Annotated in this window: 18 protein-coding genes; 11 read left to right on the forward strand and 7 right to left on the reverse strand. The window is 62.8% G+C overall.

Annotated features, from left to right (window positions below; translation table 11 throughout):
- The first annotated feature begins 342 nt into the window (after positions 1 to 342).
- The 5 genes from AB3N21_RS14030 to AB3N21_RS14050 all read left to right on the forward strand — a co-directional run bounded on the left by AB3N21_RS14030 (position 343) and on the right by AB3N21_RS14050 (position 4487).
- Entirely contained in the window at positions 343 to 1188 is an 846-nt protein-coding gene (locus tag AB3N21_RS14030; RefSeq protein ID WP_367935796.1) for an AAA family ATPase, read from the forward strand.
- Between the two features lie 122 nt (positions 1189 to 1310).
- The gene (locus tag AB3N21_RS14035; protein ID WP_367935797.1) at positions 1311 to 1760 is read left to right on the forward strand and encodes an N-acetyltransferase family protein; all 450 of its coding nucleotides are present in this window, start codon (positions 1311 to 1313) and stop codon (positions 1758 to 1760) included.
- Complete coding sequence (locus AB3N21_RS14040; protein ID WP_367935798.1) at positions 1757 to 3124, forward strand: DUF2927 domain-containing protein; 1368 nt, start codon at positions 1757 to 1759, stop codon at positions 3122 to 3124. The genes AB3N21_RS14035 and AB3N21_RS14040 overlap by 4 nt, the downstream gene beginning before the upstream one ends.
- A 6-nt stretch (positions 3125 to 3130) precedes the next feature.
- Positions 3131 to 3298, forward strand: a complete 168-nt coding sequence (locus AB3N21_RS14045; protein WP_367935799.1) for an apolipoprotein acyltransferase — start codon at positions 3131 to 3133, stop codon at positions 3296 to 3298.
- 4 nt (positions 3299 to 3302) lie between these two features.
- Entirely contained in the window at positions 3303 to 4487 is a 1185-nt protein-coding gene (locus AB3N21_RS14050; RefSeq protein WP_367935800.1) for a VWA domain-containing protein, read from the forward strand.
- A 40-nt stretch (positions 4488 to 4527) separates the two neighbouring features.
- Here the strand turns inward: AB3N21_RS14050 and AB3N21_RS14055 are convergent, their stop codons facing one another.
- A complete protein-coding gene (locus AB3N21_RS14055; protein ID WP_367935801.1) occupies positions 4528 to 6012 on the reverse strand; it encodes an inorganic phosphate transporter in 1485 nt (494 codons plus the stop codon).
- 176 nt (positions 6013 to 6188) lie between these two features.
- On the opposite strand from AB3N21_RS14055, the gene AB3N21_RS14060 reads away from it, so the two are divergent.
- Positions 6189 to 6878: a M48 family metallopeptidase gene (locus tag AB3N21_RS14060; RefSeq protein WP_367935802.1), complete on the forward strand. Its 690-nt coding sequence runs from the start codon at positions 6189 to 6191 to the stop codon at positions 6876 to 6878.
- Between the two features lie 111 nt (positions 6879 to 6989).
- On the opposite strand, the gene AB3N21_RS14065 is transcribed toward AB3N21_RS14060, so the two are convergent.
- From AB3N21_RS14065 to AB3N21_RS14080, 4 genes are read right to left on the reverse strand one after another with little or no spacing between them, the layout of a single operon-like run.
- The gene (locus AB3N21_RS14065; RefSeq protein WP_367935803.1) at positions 6990 to 7532 is read right to left on the reverse strand and encodes an RSP_2648 family PIN domain-containing protein; all 543 of its coding nucleotides are present in this window, start codon (positions 7530 to 7532) and stop codon (positions 6990 to 6992) included.
- Positions 7529 to 8737, reverse strand: a complete 1209-nt coding sequence (locus tag AB3N21_RS14070; protein ID WP_367935804.1) for an RSP_2647 family RNA methyltransferase — start codon at positions 8735 to 8737, stop codon at positions 7529 to 7531. The genes AB3N21_RS14065 and AB3N21_RS14070 overlap by 4 nt, the downstream gene beginning before the upstream one ends.
- A 52-nt stretch (positions 8738 to 8789) precedes the next feature.
- Positions 8790 to 9065 (reverse strand): hypothetical protein, encoded by a 276-nt coding sequence (locus tag AB3N21_RS14075; RefSeq protein WP_367935805.1) that lies wholly within the window; start codon positions 9063 to 9065, stop codon positions 8790 to 8792.
- Positions 9052 to 11844, reverse strand: a complete 2793-nt coding sequence (locus tag AB3N21_RS14080) for a glutamine-synthetase adenylyltransferase (protein ID WP_367935806.1) — start codon at positions 11842 to 11844, stop codon at positions 9052 to 9054. Before AB3N21_RS14080 ends, AB3N21_RS14075 begins: the two co-directional genes overlap by 14 nt.
- A gap of 117 nt (positions 11845 to 11961) precedes the next feature.
- Here AB3N21_RS14080 and AB3N21_RS14085 point away from each other — a divergent pair, with 117 nt between their 5' ends.
- The 5 genes from AB3N21_RS14085 (at position 11962) to AB3N21_RS14105 (ending at position 14803) form a co-directional block, all read left to right on the forward strand.
- Positions 11962 to 12429 (forward strand): YbaK/EbsC family protein, encoded by a 468-nt coding sequence (locus tag AB3N21_RS14085; RefSeq protein ID WP_367935807.1) that lies wholly within the window; start codon positions 11962 to 11964, stop codon positions 12427 to 12429.
- Positions 12430 to 12581: 152 nt separating this feature from the next.
- The gene (locus AB3N21_RS14090) at positions 12582 to 13007 is read left to right on the forward strand and encodes a DUF2852 domain-containing protein (protein WP_367935808.1); all 426 of its coding nucleotides are present in this window, start codon (positions 12582 to 12584) and stop codon (positions 13005 to 13007) included.
- 64 nt (positions 13008 to 13071) lie between these two features.
- The gene (locus AB3N21_RS14095) at positions 13072 to 13509 is read left to right on the forward strand and encodes an RDD family protein (protein WP_367935809.1); all 438 of its coding nucleotides are present in this window, start codon (positions 13072 to 13074) and stop codon (positions 13507 to 13509) included.
- Positions 13510 to 13582: 73 nt separating this feature from the next.
- On the forward strand, positions 13583 to 14407 hold the full coding sequence (locus AB3N21_RS14100) for an arginyltransferase (protein WP_367935810.1): 825 nt from the start codon (positions 13583 to 13585) through the stop codon (positions 14405 to 14407).
- 6 nt (positions 14408 to 14413) lie between these two features.
- Positions 14414 to 14803, forward strand: a complete 390-nt coding sequence (locus AB3N21_RS14105) for a VOC family protein (protein WP_367935811.1) — start codon at positions 14414 to 14416, stop codon at positions 14801 to 14803.
- 153 nt (positions 14804 to 14956) lie between these two features.
- Here AB3N21_RS14105 and AB3N21_RS14110 read toward each other — a convergent pair whose 3' ends face one another.
- Together AB3N21_RS14110 and AB3N21_RS14115 are read right to left on the reverse strand one after the other, a co-directional pair.
- Positions 14957 to 17311, reverse strand: a complete 2355-nt coding sequence (locus AB3N21_RS14110; RefSeq protein ID WP_367935812.1) for a TRAP transporter large permease subunit — start codon at positions 17309 to 17311, stop codon at positions 14957 to 14959.
- 17 nt (positions 17312 to 17328) lie between these two features.
- Entirely contained in the window at positions 17329 to 18255 is a 927-nt protein-coding gene (locus AB3N21_RS14115; protein ID WP_367935813.1) for a TRAP transporter small permease subunit, read from the reverse strand.
- Between the last annotated feature and the right edge of the window lie 20 nt (positions 18256 to 18275).

Below are 18275 nucleotides of genomic sequence, written 5' to 3' on the forward strand. Positions count from 1 at the left end.
TGGCCTGACATTCGGCACCCCCTTTTGCGCTGCATTTATCCGACGGGGCCGAGAATGTCACTACACAAACTCCATACCTGTCGGCCAAATTCCGCGCCATGTCTTGATATGAGACAAGTGCTGCCAAAACCTCGTTTTTCTATGGAATTCCCCAGGCCATTTTATGGCAGCCGCCGCCGCTTCCGGCCGCAGATCGGCAGCGAATCAAGTGGAAGGGTTTGCAAGAACAGGAAAATCCCCGGCATCGCGACGCTGCGGCCTCTCTTGTCAAAAAAGACGGGCCCCTTTAACTCGCATTAAACGTTACTCTGCCTGCGCAGTTTAAGATCTCAGAGAGGCCCCATGACCGCACGTTTCGAAGGCACCGCTGAATATGTGGCGACCGATGACCTGACCATCGCGGTGAATGCCGCCGTGACGCTGGAGCGCCCGCTGCTGGTCAAGGGTGAGCCGGGCACCGGCAAGACGGAACTCGCCAAACAGGTTGCAGGCGCCCTGGGGCTACGGATGATCGAGTGGAACATCAAATCCACCACTCGCGCCCAGCAGGGCCTTTATGAATACGATGCCGTCAGCCGGTTACGCGACAGTCAGCTTGGCGACGAGCGGGTGCATCAGGTCAGCAACTACATCAAGAAAGGCAAGCTGTGGCAGGCCTTTGAGGCGGATGAAAAGATCGTGCTGCTGATCGATGAGATCGACAAGGCCGATATCGAGTTTCCCAACGACCTGCTGCAGGAACTCGACAAGATGGAGTTCCATGTCTACGAGACCGGCGCGACCATCCAGGCCAAACACCGCCCGATCGTCATCATCACCTCGAACAATGAAAAGGAACTGCCCGACGCCTTCCTGCGCCGCTGTTTCTTCCACTACATCCGCTTTCCCGATGAGGCGACGATGCGCAAGATCGTCGAGGTGCACCACCCCGGCATCAAGGAATCACTTCTGACCACCGCGCTGACCCAGTTCTACGAGATTCGCGAAACCTCGGGGCTCAAGAAAAAACCCTCGACCTCGGAAGTGCTGGACTGGCTCAAACTGCTGCTGGCCGAGGATCTGAGTGCCGAGGATCTCAAACGTGACGGCGCATCCGCCCTGCCGAAACTGCACGGCGCGCTGCTGAAGAACGAGCAGGATGTGCATCTGTTTGAGCGTCTGGCCTTCATGGCGCGGGGACAACGCTAGACGGCAAATGCCGCATTTGCGGCCCCTGCCCGCTTGCTTTGACCGGACCGGGATGCGACCATGCGGCTTGTCGTGACCGGTGCAGGCTGGTCAAAACCTTGCAACGCCGGGGAAATAAAAGCGTGACCAGTGAACTCGTCATCCGGGCACTGCGCCCAACGGACCGGCCCGAATGGGGCGAGCTGTGGCGGGACTATCTTGCGTTCTACAAAACCTCGGTCCCCGAGGACGTATACGAAACGACCTTCAAGCGGCTTTTGGGCGACGATCCGCAAGACTTCTCATGCTTCGTGGCCGAACTTGACGGGCGGCTGGTGGGACTTACCCATTACCTGTTTCACCGCCACGCCTGGAAGGTCGAAAACACCTGTTACCTGCAAGACCTTTATGCCCGCCCCGAGGCGCGCGGCACCGGGGTCGGCCGTGCCTTAATCGAGGCGGTCTATGCCGAGGCCGACCGCCAGAGCGCGCCTTCGGTCTATTGGCTGACGCAGGATTTCAACGAAACCGCGCGCAAGCTTTACGACCGCGTAGGCAAACTGACCCCCTTTATCCGGTACAACCGCCCATGATCCGGCGCGCCGCCCTCATATTGGCCACGGTTCTGGCCGGATGCAGCACCCTCCCGCCGCAGGATACCGCCACGCGCGCGCAGATTGCTGACAGCACCCTGCCGCCGATGAAAAGTTTCACGGCAGCGCGGCCCACACCTCCGGTCCGGTCCAACGCCAATATCGCTGCCGATTTCCTGACGCTGCATTTCGAACTGGAAAGCGGGCGGCAATTGCCGGTTCTGACCCGGTTCGAAACTCCGATCACGGTGCGTGTCACCGGCTCGCCGCCGCCGGCCCTGCAAAGCGACCTCAGCCGCCTGCTGTCCCGTCTGCGCCGCGAGGCCGGCATCGACATCCAGCAGGTGAGCAGCGGCCCAGCGAATGTCACCATCGAGGCAGTCAGCCGTGATCAGATCCGCCGTGCCCTGCCGCAGGCGGCCTGTTTCGTGGTTCCCAATGTCTCGAGCCTGGCCGAATATCGCCGCGACCGGCGCCGCGACAAGACCAACTGGTCGCTGCTGCGCAGCCGTGAACGGCTGGGGATTTTCATTCCCTACGATGTCAGCCCGCAGGAAATCCGCGATTGCCTGCACGAGGAGCTGGCCCAGGCCATCGGCCCGCTGAACGACCTCTATCGCCTGCCTGATTCCGTCTTCAACGACGACAATGTGCACACGGTGCTGACCGGTTTTGACATGCTGGTGCTGCGCGCCACCTACTCGCCCGAGATCCGCAATGGCATGACCCGAGCACAGGTGGCCACCGTGCTACCGGGCCTGCTCAGCCGCCTGAACCCGCGCGGTGACACAATCCGGCCCGTTCCGTACGCCGCAACCTCGCGTGAATGGATCGATGCGGTGCAAACAGCGCTCGGCCCTGGCGCCGATCCGGCGCAGCGGCGGCGGGCGGCCAACCGGGCGGCCACGATCAGTCAGGGCGCGGGCTGGACCGACCAGCGCCGCGCCTTTCCGCATTACATCATCGGGCGGATGATTCAGTTGGATGCCCCGGAAGAAGCGCAGCGCCAATATGGCACCGCGCTGCATTTCCTGGCCCAAACCCCGGGCACTGAGTTGCACCGCGCCTATGTGACGGCGCAAACGGCGGCCTTTGCCATCTCACGCGGCGACGGCGCCAGCGCGCTGCGCCAGATCAACCCGGCACTCGACGTGATGATGCGGGCCGAAAATGCCGCCGTTCTGGCCACCCTTCTGATGCTTAAAGCCGAGGCACTGGACCTGACCGGCAAGCCCGAACAGGCCGCCGTGGTCAGGCTGGACAGTCTGGGATGGGCGCGCTACGGGTTCGGCTCGGATTGGGCGGTTCGCTCGATGATGCAGGACATCGCCATGCTGAACCCCCGCAACAGGCTGGGCGGATAGGACCACATGATTGTCATTGTCTTGGCGCTGCTGGGTGCCGTTCTGGGCGGGCTGACCGCGCGAAAACGTAACGGCACACGCGCCGATATCGCCCAATACGCGGCGGGCTACGCGATTGCCTTTGCGCTGGCCGGGATGATAGCAACATTGGTGCTCCACCGGCTGATGGTCTGAACCGATGTTCCTGCCCTTCTTCGAAAACCTCCGCAAAGCAGGCATTCCCGTATCCTTACGCGAATACCTGACCTTTCTTGAGGCGATGAAGCAGGGGCTGGCCACCTATGATGTCGAGGCATTCTACTATCTCGCCCGCGTCTCCATGGTGAAGGACGAGCGCAACATCGACAAGTTCGACCGCGCCTTTGCCGCCAGCTTTAAGGGGCTCGAGGAGATCAGCTTTCAGCAGGTGATGGAGGCCGTCGACATTCCCGGCGACTGGCTGGAGAAGATGGCCGAAAAGCATCTGTCCCCGGAAGAGATGGCCGAGATCGAGGCTCTGGGAGGCTTCGACAAGCTGATGGAGACGCTGCGCGAGCGGCTCAAGGAACAGCAAGGCCGCCATCAGGGCGGCAACAAGTGGATTGGCACCGCCGGCACCTCGCCATTCGGCGCCTATGGCTACAACCCCGAGGGCGTGCGCATCGGCCAGAAGGAAAGCCGCCACCAGCGCGCGGTCAAGGTCTGGGACAAGCGTGAGTTCCGCAATCTCGACGACACGGTCGAGTTGGGCACCCGCAACATCAAGGTCGCGCTCAAACGCCTGCGCCGCTGGGCGCGCGAAGGCGCAGCGGAAGAGCTGGATCTCGACGGCACCATCCGCGCCACGGCCGAGCATGGCTATCTCGACGTGAAAACCCGGCCCGAGCGGCACAACGCGGTCAAGGTGCTACTGTTTCTCGATGTGGGCGGCTCGATGGACCCGCATATCAAGGTGGTCGAGGAGCTATTCTCGGCCGCCCGCGCCGAGTTCAAGCATCTGGAATACTACTACTTCCACAATTGCCTCTACGAAGGCGTCTGGCGCAACAACCGCCGCCGCTGGGATCAGCAGACGCCGACGCATGAGGTGCTGCGAACCTATGGCCCCGATTACAAATGTATCTTCGTGGGTGATGCCAGCATGTCACCCTATGAGATCGCCTATCCCGGCGGCGCCAACGAGCATTGGAATCAGGAGGCCGGTCAGGTTTGGCTGCAGCGCGCGCGCGAGCAGTGGACCTCGAACCTCTGGATCAACCCGGTGCCCGAGAAATACTGGGACTACACCCATTCCATCGGCATGATTCGCGAAATCTTCGAGGACGCGATGGTGCCGATGACGCTGGCCGGGCTGGAACAGGGTATGCGTGCCCTGACGCGCTGACGCTTGGCGTGGCCGAAGCAACGCGGGCTATGACGCCCGCTTATCCCGCGATGGCCTGAATGCCGAAGAACAGAACCGCTGCCAGCACTGCCGCTGCGGGCACGGTGATGACCCAAGCCGCAATGATGGTCAGGAAATGCGAGCGACGCACGAGCTTGCGCTTCCGGCGCTCCTCGGGCGCGAGTTGCGGGCGTTCCGGCACCGCCATGCGCGCCCTTTTCAGCCGCCGCTCGGAATCCCATTCGCGGAAGAACCCGACGCCGAACACGGCACCCACCGCGATATGGGTCGAGCTGACCGGCAGGCCCAGCCAACTGGCCACGATCACGGTGATCGCCGCCGACAGCGCCACACAATAGGCCCGCATCGGGTTGAGCTTGGTGATCTGGCTGCCGACCATCCGGATCAGCTTGGGCCCGAACAGGAACAGGCCGAACGAGATGCCGAACGCCCCGATGATCATGACCCAATAGGGAATGCTGACGGCCTGAGTGAAATCTCCAGACGCCGAGGCCTGCACGATCGCCGCCAGCGGGCCAACTGCGTTGGCCACGTCGTTGGCCCCGTGGGCAAAGCTCAGCAACGCGGCAGAGACGATCAGGGGAATACCAAACAGAATCTTAAGCGATTTGTTGCGGTTTTCCAGCCCCACCGACTGGCGCCGGATCACCGGGATCATTGCAGCCCAGACAATGCCGCCGCAGACGGCGCCAATCAGCAGCGCGGTGCCAAGGTCGATCTTGATCACCTTCTTCAGCCCCTTGAGCGCCAGATAGGACGCGAAAGCGCCTGCCATGATGCCCACCAGCATCGGCACCCATTTGCGGGCCGCCGCGATCTTGTCGTCCTGATAAATGATCCGCGCCTTGATGAACCACAGGAACCCGGCGGCGATTACGCCGCCCAGAACCGGAGAGATGACCCAGCTGGCCGCGATCTTGCCCATGGTTCCCCAGCTAACCGCGCTGAACCCGGCTGCGGCGATGCCTGCGCCCATGACGCCGCCCACTACGGAATGGGTGGTCGAGACCGGCGCGCCGACCCAGGTGGCAAGGTTGACCCATAGCGCCGAGGACAGCAGCGCCGCCATCATCGCCCAGATGAACACGGTCGCCGTTCCCATGCTTTCTGGGGCAATAATGCCCTTGGCGATGGTCGAAACGACGTCTCCGCCCGCGATGAGCGCGCCGGCGCTTTCGAAGATCGCGGCGATGGCAATGGCCCCGCCCATGGTCAGCGCGTTGGCACCGACGGCAGGCCCCATGTTGTTGGCCACGTCGTTGGCCCCGATATTCAGCGCCATATAGGCCCCGAACATCGCTGCAAGGACGACGATGAATGTGTTGTTGTCCTGTCCGAACAGGAACGCCGCGGCGATGCCCGCGACCACGATGAACGCAAATGCGATCCCCGACCCCACGACCGGACGTCCGACCTGCGCCGTCGCCACTTCAAGACGCGAGAAGCGCCGCAGGTCGCGGTCCAGTGTTTCAAGGTGGCGGGCTTCGAAGTCTTTGTTGGCCATGGGTCCCTCGTGGATAGCGACCCGGTCACTAGGCGGGATTGCGGCCCATTTCAACAGTCTTGATGACAAATCGCGGCTTCACGTGCGGTCAGCGACACAGGGCGGCACCTCGCCTTCAGCTAAAAGACAATCGGGACTGCCTTGCCCTGCCCCCCGATCCCGCCCATATCTAACTCATGTTGCGTATCACCCCGATCCTGCTGGCGGTTCTCTATGCCCTTGTGATGTACCGGATTTCGGTCTGGCGCACCCATCGCGAGTTAGATGCGAAGTCGACCGAACTGGCCGATCCGACGCTCAAGCTGATGACCGACCGGCTGGCCGCCGCGCTCGATCTGGCGCGGATACCAGTCTATATCTACGAGATCGACCCGGTGAACGGTCTGGCAGCACCAGATGGGCGGATTTTCATCACCCGGGGATTCTACCGCAAGTTCCGCAATGGCGAGGTGACCGCCGAAGAGATGGCCAGCGTTATCGCGCATGAACTGGGGCACGTGGCGCTGGGTCATGCGCGGCGGCGGATGATCGACTTTTCCGGGCAGAACGCACTGCGCACGGCGCTGATCATCATCCTGAATCGGTTCGTGCCCCTGATCGGCGTCTGGATCGCCAATGGTCTGACCGCGCTTCTCGCCTCGCGTCTGTCGCGGGCGGACGAGTATGAGGCTGACGAATACGCCGCAGCCCTTCTGACCAAGGCGGGGATCGGGGTCGGGCCGCAGAAATCCCTGTTTGAGAAGCTCGAAGGGTTGACCCAGCAGCGGGCGGGTGTGGCTCCGGCCTGGTTGATGAGCCATCCCAAGACCGGCGAGCGGATTGCAGCGCTTGAGGAGTTGGAGGCGCGCTGGGACACCGGTGATTGATTGCGGGTAGGGTTGGAAGCGAGGGGCCGGCCCGCCGTCATCGGTCACTCGGACCGACGGCGCAACCGATGACGGCTCCCCAGGATATTTTTGAACAGAAGACGTATTGGGTCAGGCGGAGAGTGCCTTGGCCAGGCGCGGCAGGCGGGCTTTCTTAAGCAGCGGGCGCAGGGTCCATTGATTGTCGGAGAGGCGGTTGGCTTCGGCGAGCACTTGCGCGGCCACGGAGGCGATGCTTTCGGAATTCTGTTGCCAGAACTGGTGCAGCAGGTTGTCGGGGTCGGTTCGGGTCAGGCCCTCTTCGGTCAGGATATTTCTCGGGAAGTCCTTGGCGTTTACGGTCACGATTGTGTCGGCGGAGGCGGCGACGGCGGTTGCCAGCACGTGAATATCTGCGACATCAGGCAGCCACAGGCGGGCCTCGATGCCGGCGGCGGGTTTGATCTCGGCCTTGGGCCAGTTTGCGCGGATCAGCGCGATCTCGGCGCGGGCCTGGGCCTCGCCTTCGGGGCCGAGTTTGATTGCGGCACGCGCCCATTCCTCAAGGATGCGTGCCGACCAGAGCGGAGTGAAATGGCCCTGACGTGCCGCGCCCAGCAGCATCTCGCGCATCACCGTGGGGTAGATGACGCAGGTATCCAGAACCGCCCTCACAACCGGAAGAACACGGCCTTGAGGTAACCGCTTTCGGCCAGTTGCGGCAGTTGCGGGTGATCCGGCCCGGCATAGCCGGTGTGGATCAGTTGCGCATGGCGCCCGGCGCGCCCGATGCCGCGGGCCGAAGCGTCGCGGAACCGGCCCAGATCGGCGGCATGCGAGCAGGAGCAGAGGCCGAGATAGCCGCCGGGTTTCACCAGCGGTGCGGCAAGGCGCGCGACCCGCTCATAGGCGCGCAGGCCCGCATCCAGCGCCTGTTTCGACGGTGCGAATGCGGGTGGGTCGCAAATTGCCACGTCGAACTGCGCGCCCTCATCGCCAAGCGCCGTCAGAACCTCGAACGCATCGCCCTGCCGTGTGTCGAACCGGTCGGCAATGCCCGAGGCGTCTGCCCCCTGCCGCGCCAAATCCAGCGCGGCGGCGGAACCGTCCACCGACAGCGCCTGCGCCGCGCCACCCGCCAGCATGGCCAGTGCGAATCCGCCCACATGGCTGAAGACGTCGAGCACCCGCGCCTGTGGATGAACCAGACGCGCGGCGAAGGCATGGTTGGAGCGCTGGTCGTAAAACAGCCCGGTTTTTTGCCCGCCAGTCAGATCGGCCATATAGGTCGCGCCGTTCATCGGTATCGGCAGCGGCGCGATTGGCGTCTCACCGCGCAGGGTGGCGTTCACGTCGTCCAGACCTTCGAGGCCTCGTGTCCGACCCGAGCCGTTCTTGAGCACCGTTGTGACGCCGGTGACCTTGACCAGCGCTTCGGTCAGCAGCTCCAGATGCGCCTCGGCCCAGGCGGCGTTGGGCTGGATCACGCAAGCATCGCCGAAACGGTCGATGATCACACCCGGAAACCCATCGGCCTCGGCGTGGATCAGCCGGTAATAGGGCGCATCGAACAGGCGTTCGCGCATCGCAAGCGCACGGGTCAGGCGGGTTTCGAACCACTCGGCGGTCAACTCCGCCGCCGGATCGCGGTCGAGCATGCGGCACATGATCTTGGAATTAAGGTTGACTGCGACCAGCCCGATGGGCGCGCGCTTGTCATCCTCGAGTACCGCCAGCGCACCCGGTTCGATCTTACGGGTGCGGCGGTCGGTGACGATGTCGTTGGGATAGACCCACGGAAAGCCATGGCGCAGGCCACGGGCGTTGGCCTTGGGTTTGAGGCGGACACGAGGGCGGTCGGAAGAGGAAGGCGCAGTCATGAGCGCCGTCTTAATCGGATTGCTTTCGGGGGGAAAGCCTTTGCAGTGCGGATCAGCCCCGTTCGCGCGAGCGCCAGCCGCCGCGCCGCCGCGGGGTTCGGGCCGCACCCAACCCGTCTTGCAAAACCTGGCTCATCGGATGATCCGGCGCACCGGGCGCGTAGCTGGCGTGCAGCGCCCTCAGGGCCTGTGCCTGATCGCGCCCCTCGGGCAGGCTCAGCGCCCAGTCCAGAAAGATGCTCCGGCATTCGGGCGCGGTGATGCCGTCGATGCGATAGGCCTCGCGGATCAGCCCCTTGGGATCGTTCGGATCGTCACTCCTGGCCATCTGTCCCCTCTCCGACGGCAGCCGGGATCAGCGCCCCGGCCTTGGCATAGCTTTCCTCGAGCGCCGCCTGCAGCTGTTCGATCCGGTCAAAACCTGTGGTCCGGCACAGAAAGGCCGCGCCGCCCTCGCCGATATTGCCCGTCTCGATCGCCTTGCCCGACAGAAGCCGCGCCGCGGTCTGTACCGACCAGCATAGGTCATAGCAATCCTTAAGCGTTCCGGCATCCGCGACATTCAGCAGCCCGGCAGCGACGGCGCCATCGAGGCCGGAATGCACGTCGCGCTCGGACTGGCCCGCCAGCAAAGCGCCGGTTTCAGCCATCAGTTCGATATCCAGCAACCGCCCCGGCCCGGTCTTGGCGTCCCACACGCCTGTCGGCGTCTTGGCCGCCGCCAGCCGGGTGCGCATCTCGGCCACCTCGCCCAGCACCTTTTGCCGGTCCTTCGCCTCGGCGATAAAGCCTGCTCGGAAGGTCTCGATATCGCGGACAAGGCTGGTCTCGCCCGCCACCACGCGGGCACGGGTCAGGGCGAGATGCTCCCAGACCCAGGCCTCTTCCCGTTGATAATGAGTGAAGCTGGCCCAACTGGTCGCCACCGGCCCCTGATTGCCCGAGGGACGCAGGCGCATGTCGACCTCGTAAAGCCGCCCTTCGGCCATGGGCGCGGTCAGTGCGGTGATCAGTGCCTGCGTGAAGCGGGCATAATAGGTGCGCGTGGCCAGTGGGCGCTTACCGTTGGACATGTCCACGCCTTCGGGATCGTAGATCACGATCACGTCGAGATCGGATTGCGCGTTGATCCGCCCTGCCCCTAGCGAGCCCATGCCCAGCACTGCCGCCCCGCGCCCAGGCGCAGGCCCGTACTTGAGCGCGAACTGCGCGGCGACACAAGGCAAGATGGCGGAAATCACTGCATCGGCCAGTTCGGCATAGTGCTGCCCCGCCGTGGCCCCGTCGATCAGACCGCGGAGGTGATGCACGCCGATGCGGAAATGCCACTCCTTGCTCCAGCGCCGGGCCATGTCGAGCTGGCGTTCATAATCGTCCTCGCCCTCCAGCGCCTGCCGCAACTCGGCCTCCAGCGCCGCCTGACCGGGCCAATCGGTAAAGAAGGCGCCCCCGATCACCGCATCGAAGACAGAAGAGTTGCGCGACAGATGCGTGGCCAGCGCGTGCGAGGTGCCGACGATATCGACCAACAGGTCGATGAGCTGCGGATTGGCCTCGAACAGCGAAAACAGCTGCACCCCGGCGGGCAAGCCCGAGAGGAAGCCGTCAAGCGCCACCAGCGCCTCATCGGGCTTGGCGGTTTTGGCGAGGCGGGACAGCAGCTCGGGCTTGATGCGTTCGAAGATGCGCGCGCCACGCTGCGAACGGAGGGCTGGATAGGTGGGCCAGCGGGCCATGACGCCGGCATCGAACTCGACCCCAGCCGGTTGCGTCGGCGCAGGACCAGCGCCGGGGGCAAAGAAGCCTTCGGTCAACTCATGCACCTCGGTCAGACGGTCGGTCAGATCATTGGTCAGCTCTTCGGCGCTGATCCCCATGAGACAGGCCACACGCTCGATCCCGTCTGGTGATTGCGGTAGCTTGTGGGTCTGCGCGTCATGCACCATCTGGATGCGGTGTTCGACCTCGCGATGGGCGCGGTAGTGATCGGTCAGCTTGTCGGCCACCTCCTGCGGCACCCAGTTCTTGGCCGCCAGCGCCGCCAGCCCGTCGACCGTACCACGCAGGCGCAGATCCTTGTCCCGCCCCCCGGCGATCAGCTGGCGGGTCTGGGTGAAGAACTCGATCTCTCGGATACCGCCCCGGCCCAGCTTCATGTCATGGCCGGGGATCGAGAGCGCCCCGCCGGTGCCTTTGTTTTCGCGGATGCGCAGACGCATGTCGTGGGCGTCCTGAATGGCGGCGAAATCCAGATGCCGCCGCCAGACGAAAGGCCGCAGGGTGTCCAGAAACCGATCTCCGGCCTTCAGATCACCAGCACAGGGCCGTGCCTTGATATAGGCGGCACGTTCCCAGGTACGGCCCAAGCTTTCGTAGTAGCGCTCGGCAGCCTCCATCGCCATGCAGACCGGGGTGACCGCCGGGTCAGGGCGCAGGCGCAGGTCGGTGCGGAACACGTAACCATCGGCGGTCTTGTCGCTGAGCGTGGCGCAAAAATTGCGGGTCGCGCGCACCATACTCTGGCGCGCCTCGTAAAAATCATCCGGCTCGAATCGGGTCTCGTCGAAGAGCACGATCAGGTCGATGTCTGAGCTGTAGTTCAGCTCATATGCGCCCATCTTTCCCATGGCCAGGATGACAAGGCCCCCGGCGGTCTCGATATCGTCCTCGGTCTGGCCCGGCAGCTTGCCGCGCCGAATTGCCCGCGCGATCTCGGCTTTCGCTGCCACATCCGCTGCCAGCGCGCCGAAAGCGGTGAGCACTGACGTCACCCGCTCCAGCCGCCAGGCCCCGGACAGATCCGCCAGCGCCGTCAGCAGCGCCAACCGCCGCTTTGCCAGCCGCAAGCCCGGCTTCAACTGATCGGGCGGTAGAGCTTGCACGGCAGCGGTGACTTCGGCCAGCGCCGCCTCGGGATCGGCCAGCGTCGGGGCCAGCCAGTCGGCCTCCTGCTCGATCAGGCTTTTGAGATAGGGGCTGGAGCCTGCGATACCTTCGATCAGTGCGCCCTGCTCAGCGGTCAGCCCGGGCACGGCGGCGCGTGTATCGGCGCCAAGCGCAGGATCAAAGGGGCGTGGCAAGCGGGATATGGTCAAAGCTCCGGTCATTGCCGCAGGGTGAGCATTGCTGGGCGCCAAGGTCAATGCGTCAACCCCTCGCGCCGTGCTTGCAGCGCGATCAGGGCGAGCCTAGTCTGTCCCCTGCCCCAGCGTGCGGAGACCGAGATGAGCAAAAGCCTGAAACGCGTGCGCGCTGCACTCACCGAAGCCGGACTTGCCGTGGATATCCGCGAGACCGACAACGCCCGCACCGCGCTGGATGCGGCCAATGCGGTGGGCTGCACGGTAGACCAGATCGCCAAATCCATCATCTTTCGCGGTGAGCAAACCGGTGAGGCCATCCTGTTCCTGACCGCTGGTGGAAACCGGGTGTGCGCCCACAAAGCCGCTCAAGCAGCCGGAGAGCCGCTTGGCAAAGCGGATGCCGATCTGGTCCGCACTCAGACTGGGTTCGCAATCGGTGGCGTGGCGCCTGTTGGACATCTCTCGCCTGTCAGTGCTTTCCTCGACCCCCGGCTGGCCGAGTTCGACACGATCTGGGCGGCAGCAGGTACACCACGACACGTATTCTCAATCAGCCCCGACGCATTGCTCAAGCTGACCGGCGCGATATCGGCGGAATTCACCGAGTAGCTAAACAGCTCAGGAAAACAGCTGCAAAACCAGCTTTTGGCGCATCATCGGAAAATAATGTAAATCTTTTTCACATCACCCCTTGCATACGGCGGGCGGCATCCCATCTTGATGTATGTGAAAGCGATTTACATCAAACCTGGAGAGACCCAATGACCACTTTGTCCGACCCCGTCGCCCCCACCCATCCGGGCTGGCTCTACCGCGCCGAGGCCTGGCTTGATCACAAGGGCAAAGGCGCCTGGATCGCCGCAATGGTCCTCGGCTTTGTCTTCTTCTGGCCCGTTGGCCTGGCCCTTCTCGCCTACATGATCTGGAGCAAACGCATGTTCAGCAAATCCTGCCGTCGCAGCAAAACCTGGCGCAGCCACGCCACGGCGATGACCCCCTCTGGCAACAGCGCCTTTGACGCCTACAAGGCGGACACGCTGGCCCGGCTGGAACGCGAACAGCATGATTTCGAAGCCTTCCTGGAACGCCTGCGCGAAGCCAAGGACAAGGCCGAGTTCGATCAGTTCATGGATGAACGCGCCCGTGCCGCCCGCGAAGAAGAAAACGACAAGGACGGCGACGCCTGAACCAGGTTCCCCACGCCCGCCCGGCGTGGGGACCACCTTGTTTCGATCAACCGGATTTTCCGACATGACCCACCTGCCCCATCCCGACCGCCAGCCCGAGTTTTATCAATCCGTCGCAGCCAAGCGTTTCTTGGCTTGGGTATTCGACACCGTCATCATCATCCTGCTCAGCCTGATCGTGGTGCTGCTGACCGCCTTTGTCGGCGCCTTCATCTGGCCGCTTCTCTATCTGACGGTCGGCTTTGTCTACCGGGTCGCCACCATCGCCAACGGATCGGCCACTTGGGGTATGCGGTTCGTCGGGGTCGAACTGCGCGACGCCTATGGCGCCCGTTTCGATACCGGTCTGGCGTTGGCCCACACCGCCGGCTACACGATTTCCATGGCTATTCCGGTGCTGCAGGTGATCTCGGTGGTCATGATACTGACCAGCGCCCGCGCGCAAGGTTTGACCGATATGGTGCTGGGCACGGTCGCAATTAACCGACGCGTGCTGGCGTAAGCGGCCTCTTTTTGCACTCTTGGCGGGTCCCGAATCGGTTGTTATCATCCGGGCAGGAAACTACGGGACCCTCATGCGCCACACGCTGCCAATCGCGCCACAATTCTATGTGACGGCTCCGCAACCCTGTCCGTATCTCGAAGACAGGATGGAGCGTAAGTTGTTCACCGCGCTGCAAGGCGAAGGCGCGGAACGGTTAAACAATTCGCTGTCACAGCAAGGGTTTCGCCGGTCCCAGAACGTACTCTACCGCCCGTCCTGCACCGAATGCGCCGCCTGCCTCTCGGCGCGGATCGACGTCTCGAAATTCGCCCCCAGCAAAAGCCAGAAACGGACCGTGCGGCGCAACGCGCATCTGGGCCGGCGGGCGACCTCGCCCTGGGCCACCGACGATCAGTTCGACCTCTTCCGCACCTACCTCGACACCCGCCACGCCGATGGCGGCATGGCCGATATGGACGTGTTCGAGTTCGCCGCGATGATCGAGGAAACGCCGGTCCGCAGCCGCGTGGTGGAATATACCGACAACCGCACCGGCGATCTGACGGCGGTCAGCCTCACGGACGTGCTCGAAGACGGGCTGAGCATGGTCTACTCCTTCTACGACCCTGACCAGCCGCAGAACTCGCTGGGCACGTACATGATCCTCGATCATATCGAGATCGCGCGTGAGGCCGGGCTGCCTTATGTCTATCTCGGCTACTGGGTGCCGGGCAGCCCCAAGATGGGCTACAAGGCCAAGTTCTCAGGCCTGGAGATCTATCTGAAGGGCCAATGGCAGACCGTGAAGAACCCCGACGCCTTCGCCAACACCTCGCACCACCCGCTCTCGACCGACCCGATTGCCGAGCAGGTGGCGAATATCCAGCTGCCCGACCGCCACCCGACAAAGGGCTGAAGCCGAATGCAACAATCCCTGTTCGCTGTCGCTCTGGTGGTGCCGGACTACGATACCGCCATCGCGTTCTATGTGGACACTTTGGGTTTCTCCCTCGATCAGGACGAAGATATGGGCGGCGGCAAACGCTGGGTCCGCGTCACCCCGCCCGGCGCCGTGCAAGGCTCCCTGATCCTCGCTCAGGCGGATGGGGACGCACAACGCGCTGCTATCGGCAATCAGACCGGAGGCCGGGTCGGGTTCTTCCTCACCACCGAGAATTTCGCCCGCGACCACGCCGCGATGCTTGCCAGGGGCGTATTGTTCGAGGAAGAGCCGCGCCACGAACCCTATGGCACGGTCGCAGTCTGGCGTGACCCGTTCGGAAACCGCTGGGACCTACTCCAGTTCACCTGACCCGGACCCTTCTTCTGTTCAGAAATATCCCGGGGATGAATTGCCCCGGACCAGATCCGGGGCAAGAAGGGACAGCGCCCCTTCGCCTTCAAACAAGAAAGTGCAAAGGGAGCCCGAAGGCTCCCTTTTCATTCTGATAACAGCCGTCTCCGATCAGTTCGGGATCAGCGCCGGCACGATGGTCACAATCGCTGGGAAGAACCACAAGATTGCGATGCCCACCACCTGAATGATCACGAACGGCACGATGCCGCGATAGATGTGGCCCGTCGTGACCTCTTTCGGCGCCACCCCGCGCAGATAGAACAGCGCAAAGCCGAAGGGTGGTGTCAGGAATGAGGTCTGCAGGTTCACGGCCACCATGATCGTCACCCATTTCGGATCGAACGAGCCGCCATAGATCACTGGCCCAACAATCGGGATCACGATGTAGATGATCTCGAGGAAATCGAGCACGAAACCCAGCACGAAGAGCACCAGCATCACGATCAGGAAGACCGTGAACTCATTGTCGAAACTCTTCAGGAATTGCTGGATGTAATGCTCACCGCCGAACGAAATCACCACCAGGTTCAGTAGCTGTGAACCGATCAGGATGGTGAACACCATTGAGGTCACCTTGGCCGTCTCACGCACCACCGGGCTCAGCACGCCGGTCGTCAACAGCACCCAGCACCCGAACAACAGTCCGAACAGTGCGTAGAGATAGGCGCCATAGGCAAAGAAGAAGGCGATCCAGCTTTCGACGCTGACATTCCCCTGATTGATGCGCAGGTCGAAATTTACCCCGATCAGAATGCAGATGATGATGGCAAAGGTGGACCAGATGATCACCATGCCTGAACGGCCCTCATCCTGCAGCTTGCGATACGCGGCCAGCATGATGGCCCCGCCTGCGCCAAGCGCTGCAGCGGGTGTCGGGTTGGTGATGCCGCCCAGAATCGAGCCCAGCACCGCGATGATCAGAACCAGTGGCGGGAACACCACCCGGATCAGCTCGTTCCTGGTGGCGCGCACAGCCGCCACCTTGCACCCATACAGTGTCAGGATCAGCGGCAGGGCAATGATCAGCACCGTCGCCCCCGAAGAGGTGGTCGGTTGAACAAACAGAACATCCGCCAACGCCAGAAGCAGCAATCCGATGGCCCCCGCGATCAGCGGGCGCAAATCCCGGGACGGCGCGATGCCCCGGCCAAGCATCAGCGTAAGCCCCAGCAGGACGATTATCACAGCCATGCCGGTGCCGATCGGTGCCGCCGCGTTGATCTTGGCCTGGCGTGCCTCGGCGATCTGCTCATCGCTCAGCCGTTCGCTCTGATTGACACCGCCTGCCGCGTCGATGGCCTCCTGCTCGGCAACGGCCTTGTCCCAGGCCTCCTGCCCATGCAGTTCGATCATCGAGACCTTGCATTGTTCCGGCACTTTGGTCCGCAGGCTGGCGCCCTCGCCGATGTCGGAGAAGGCCGAGACGGTGACATCCTGCGAGCCGACGATGCCGACGCCGGACAGAAGGATTACGCCCGCGATCAGCGCAACCGGCGCCCCGAGGAACCAGGTCAGACCCTCACCGCGGGTGATCGGCTCGTGATTGGACGCGCCCAGTGCAACCGCCGGCGCCTTTTCAGGGTTCAGCATCGCGTAACCAAAGGCATAAAGCGCATAGAGCAAAGCCAGCATGATCCCCGGCAGCAACGCAGCCTGGAACAGTGTTCCGACCGAGACCACCGCAGGTTCGCCCAGATAGGTCAGCGCATCGGAACAGCCCGCAGCCACCGCCCGGCTCTCCTGCGCGGCCGAGTAAAGATCGCCCGCCAGCGTGCCCAGAAGTACGATCACGATAGACGGTGGAATGATCTGCCCCAGCGTTCCGCTCGCCGCGATCACCCCCGTCGCCAGTTCCGGCGAGTAGTTGTTGCGGAGCATCGTCGGCAGGGCCAGCAGGCCCATGGTTACCACGGTGGCACCAACAATGCCGGTCGAGGCCGCCAGAAACGCGCCCACCACCACGATGGACACGGCCAAACCGCCGGGCAGCGGGCCAAAAACACGGGCCATGGTGGTCAGCAGGTCGTTGGCGATCTTCGAGCGTTCCAGCGTGATGCCCATCAGCACAAACATCAGCACCGCCAGCAGCGTTTCGATGGACTGGCCCGCCAGAACCCGCTCGTTGATGCGGTTGACGATAAAGGACACGTTGCGGTCCAGGGCCACTTCCCAGCCTTGGACGAAGACCGGCTCGGCACTCCTCGGTAGATCGGGGTATCGGAAGACTGATATCGTATCCGGGTGCACCCCGGAATTGACCAGATCACGATAAAGCGTTGACGATGTGTCGATTGCCTGGTGGATCAGCAGCCCCGCGCTGTCGAGCGCGGCAATGATCCCGAACGAGATGATCCCCGCGCCGCCAATGGCAAACGCCACCGGAAAGCCGGAAAGGATGCTGCCAAACAGGCAGAAAAAAACGATAATGAGGCCGATTTCGACGCCATCAAGACCGAATAGCATAGCTCAGGTTCCTATTCTCAATGCGCGCCTTCATAGGCTTCTTCACCCTCTCCAAGCGTATCCTTGTCGAGGTATTTGTTTTCGCTGGACGGCCCTTCGCGGAATTCCAGCCACGAGCGGTAGAAAAACGCGACCGCCTGCAGGAACACCATTCCCGCAAAGGCCACCAGCAGGATCTTGAACAGGAAATACCCGTTGAACCCGTTCGGGCTGAACCCGATGGTTTCCACGTTCCAGCGCAGCGCCCTGGCTTTCATCACCAGACGGTCCAGCGTGTCACTGGCCGAAGGCTTTGGCACGATCAGGTGCCGCCACAGGAAATACCAGCCGTACATCCAGATCACGACGGCCATCGGCATCATGAACAGCACCGCGCCGCACATATCGATCACTCGCTTGGCGCGGTGGCTGACCCCGGAATAGATCAGGTCGACCCGGACATGGCTGCCCTGAACAAACGTGTAGGTGCAGCACAGGCAGACCACCATTGCGTTGTAGAGTTTAAGTTCTTCCGAGAACCAGCTGATATCCATGGAGAAAGGGATACCCAGCCCAAAGGACATATCGGGCCGCGCAAACACCCGCTGGATGAACACGATGACGATCTGCTGGACCACCATCAGAAGACCTGCCCAAGCAAAGAAACGCCCGGTGGTGTTGGCAAACCCTTCGAGGCCCCGCACCATACCCCACATGAAATTCCGATGGTAAAGGCCAATGGCCGTCAGAACCAAAAGTAGCGTGAAGACCACAAAGAAGAACTCGACCGAACCGCCATAATAGACAAAGCGCATGATCGCCTCTTTGTCGGACCAGTTCAGCCAGAGTTGCGGATGCGTGATGGCGTATCCGAAATTATAGAAGGCTTCGGCAATGTTCTGAACGAACCAGACCAGTCCGTTCCACAGGGCGCCAAAAAACGAGGTTCCGTTATCGTCCTGCATGTTATCCCCAGGGTCGCGTC

The organism is Ruegeria sp. (assembly GCF_040830605.1).
In the GTDB taxonomy this organism is placed as follows: domain Bacteria; phylum Pseudomonadota; class Alphaproteobacteria; order Rhodobacterales; family Rhodobacteraceae; genus Ruegeria.

Excerpts from the sequence above, each read along its gene's own strand:
- AB3N21_RS14030 (WP_367935796.1), top strand. The coding sequence starts at position 343 with ATGACCGCACGTTTCGAAGGCACCGCTGAATATGTGGCGACCGATGAC.
- AB3N21_RS14040 (WP_367935798.1), top strand. The coding sequence starts at position 1,757 with ATGATCCGGCGCGCCGCCCTCATATTGGCCACGGTTCTGGCCGGATGC.
- AB3N21_RS14045 (WP_367935799.1), top strand. The coding sequence starts at position 3,131 with ATGATTGTCATTGTCTTGGCGCTGCTGGGTGCCGTTCTGGGCGGGCTG.
- AB3N21_RS14050 (WP_367935800.1), top strand. The coding sequence starts at position 3,303 with ATGTTCCTGCCCTTCTTCGAAAACCTCCGCAAAGCAGGCATTCCCGTA.
- AB3N21_RS14055 (WP_367935801.1), bottom strand. The coding sequence starts at position 6,012 with ATGGCCAACAAAGACTTCGAAGCCCGCCACCTTGAAACACTGGACCGC.
- AB3N21_RS14060 (WP_367935802.1), top strand. The coding sequence starts at position 6,189 with ATGTTGCGTATCACCCCGATCCTGCTGGCGGTTCTCTATGCCCTTGTG.
- AB3N21_RS14070 (WP_367935804.1), bottom strand. The coding sequence starts at position 8,737 with ATGACTGCGCCTTCCTCTTCCGACCGCCCTCGTGTCCGCCTCAAACCC.
- AB3N21_RS14075 (WP_367935805.1), bottom strand. The coding sequence starts at position 9,065 with ATGGCCAGGAGTGACGATCCGAACGATCCCAAGGGGCTGATCCGCGAG.
- AB3N21_RS14080 (WP_367935806.1), bottom strand. The coding sequence starts at position 11,844 with ATGACCGGAGCTTTGACCATATCCCGCTTGCCACGCCCCTTTGATCCT.
- AB3N21_RS14085 (WP_367935807.1), top strand. The coding sequence starts at position 11,962 with ATGAGCAAAAGCCTGAAACGCGTGCGCGCTGCACTCACCGAAGCCGGA.
- AB3N21_RS14090 (WP_367935808.1), top strand. The coding sequence starts at position 12,582 with ATGACCACTTTGTCCGACCCCGTCGCCCCCACCCATCCGGGCTGGCTC.
- AB3N21_RS14095 (WP_367935809.1), top strand. The coding sequence starts at position 13,072 with ATGACCCACCTGCCCCATCCCGACCGCCAGCCCGAGTTTTATCAATCC.
- AB3N21_RS14100 (WP_367935810.1), top strand. The coding sequence starts at position 13,583 with ATGCGCCACACGCTGCCAATCGCGCCACAATTCTATGTGACGGCTCCG.
- AB3N21_RS14105 (WP_367935811.1), top strand. The coding sequence starts at position 14,414 with ATGCAACAATCCCTGTTCGCTGTCGCTCTGGTGGTGCCGGACTACGAT.
- AB3N21_RS14110 (WP_367935812.1), bottom strand. The coding sequence starts at position 17,311 with ATGCTATTCGGTCTTGATGGCGTCGAAATCGGCCTCATTATCGTTTTT.
- AB3N21_RS14115 (WP_367935813.1), bottom strand. The coding sequence starts at position 18,255 with ATGCAGGACGATAACGGAACCTCGTTTTTTGGCGCCCTGTGGAACGGA.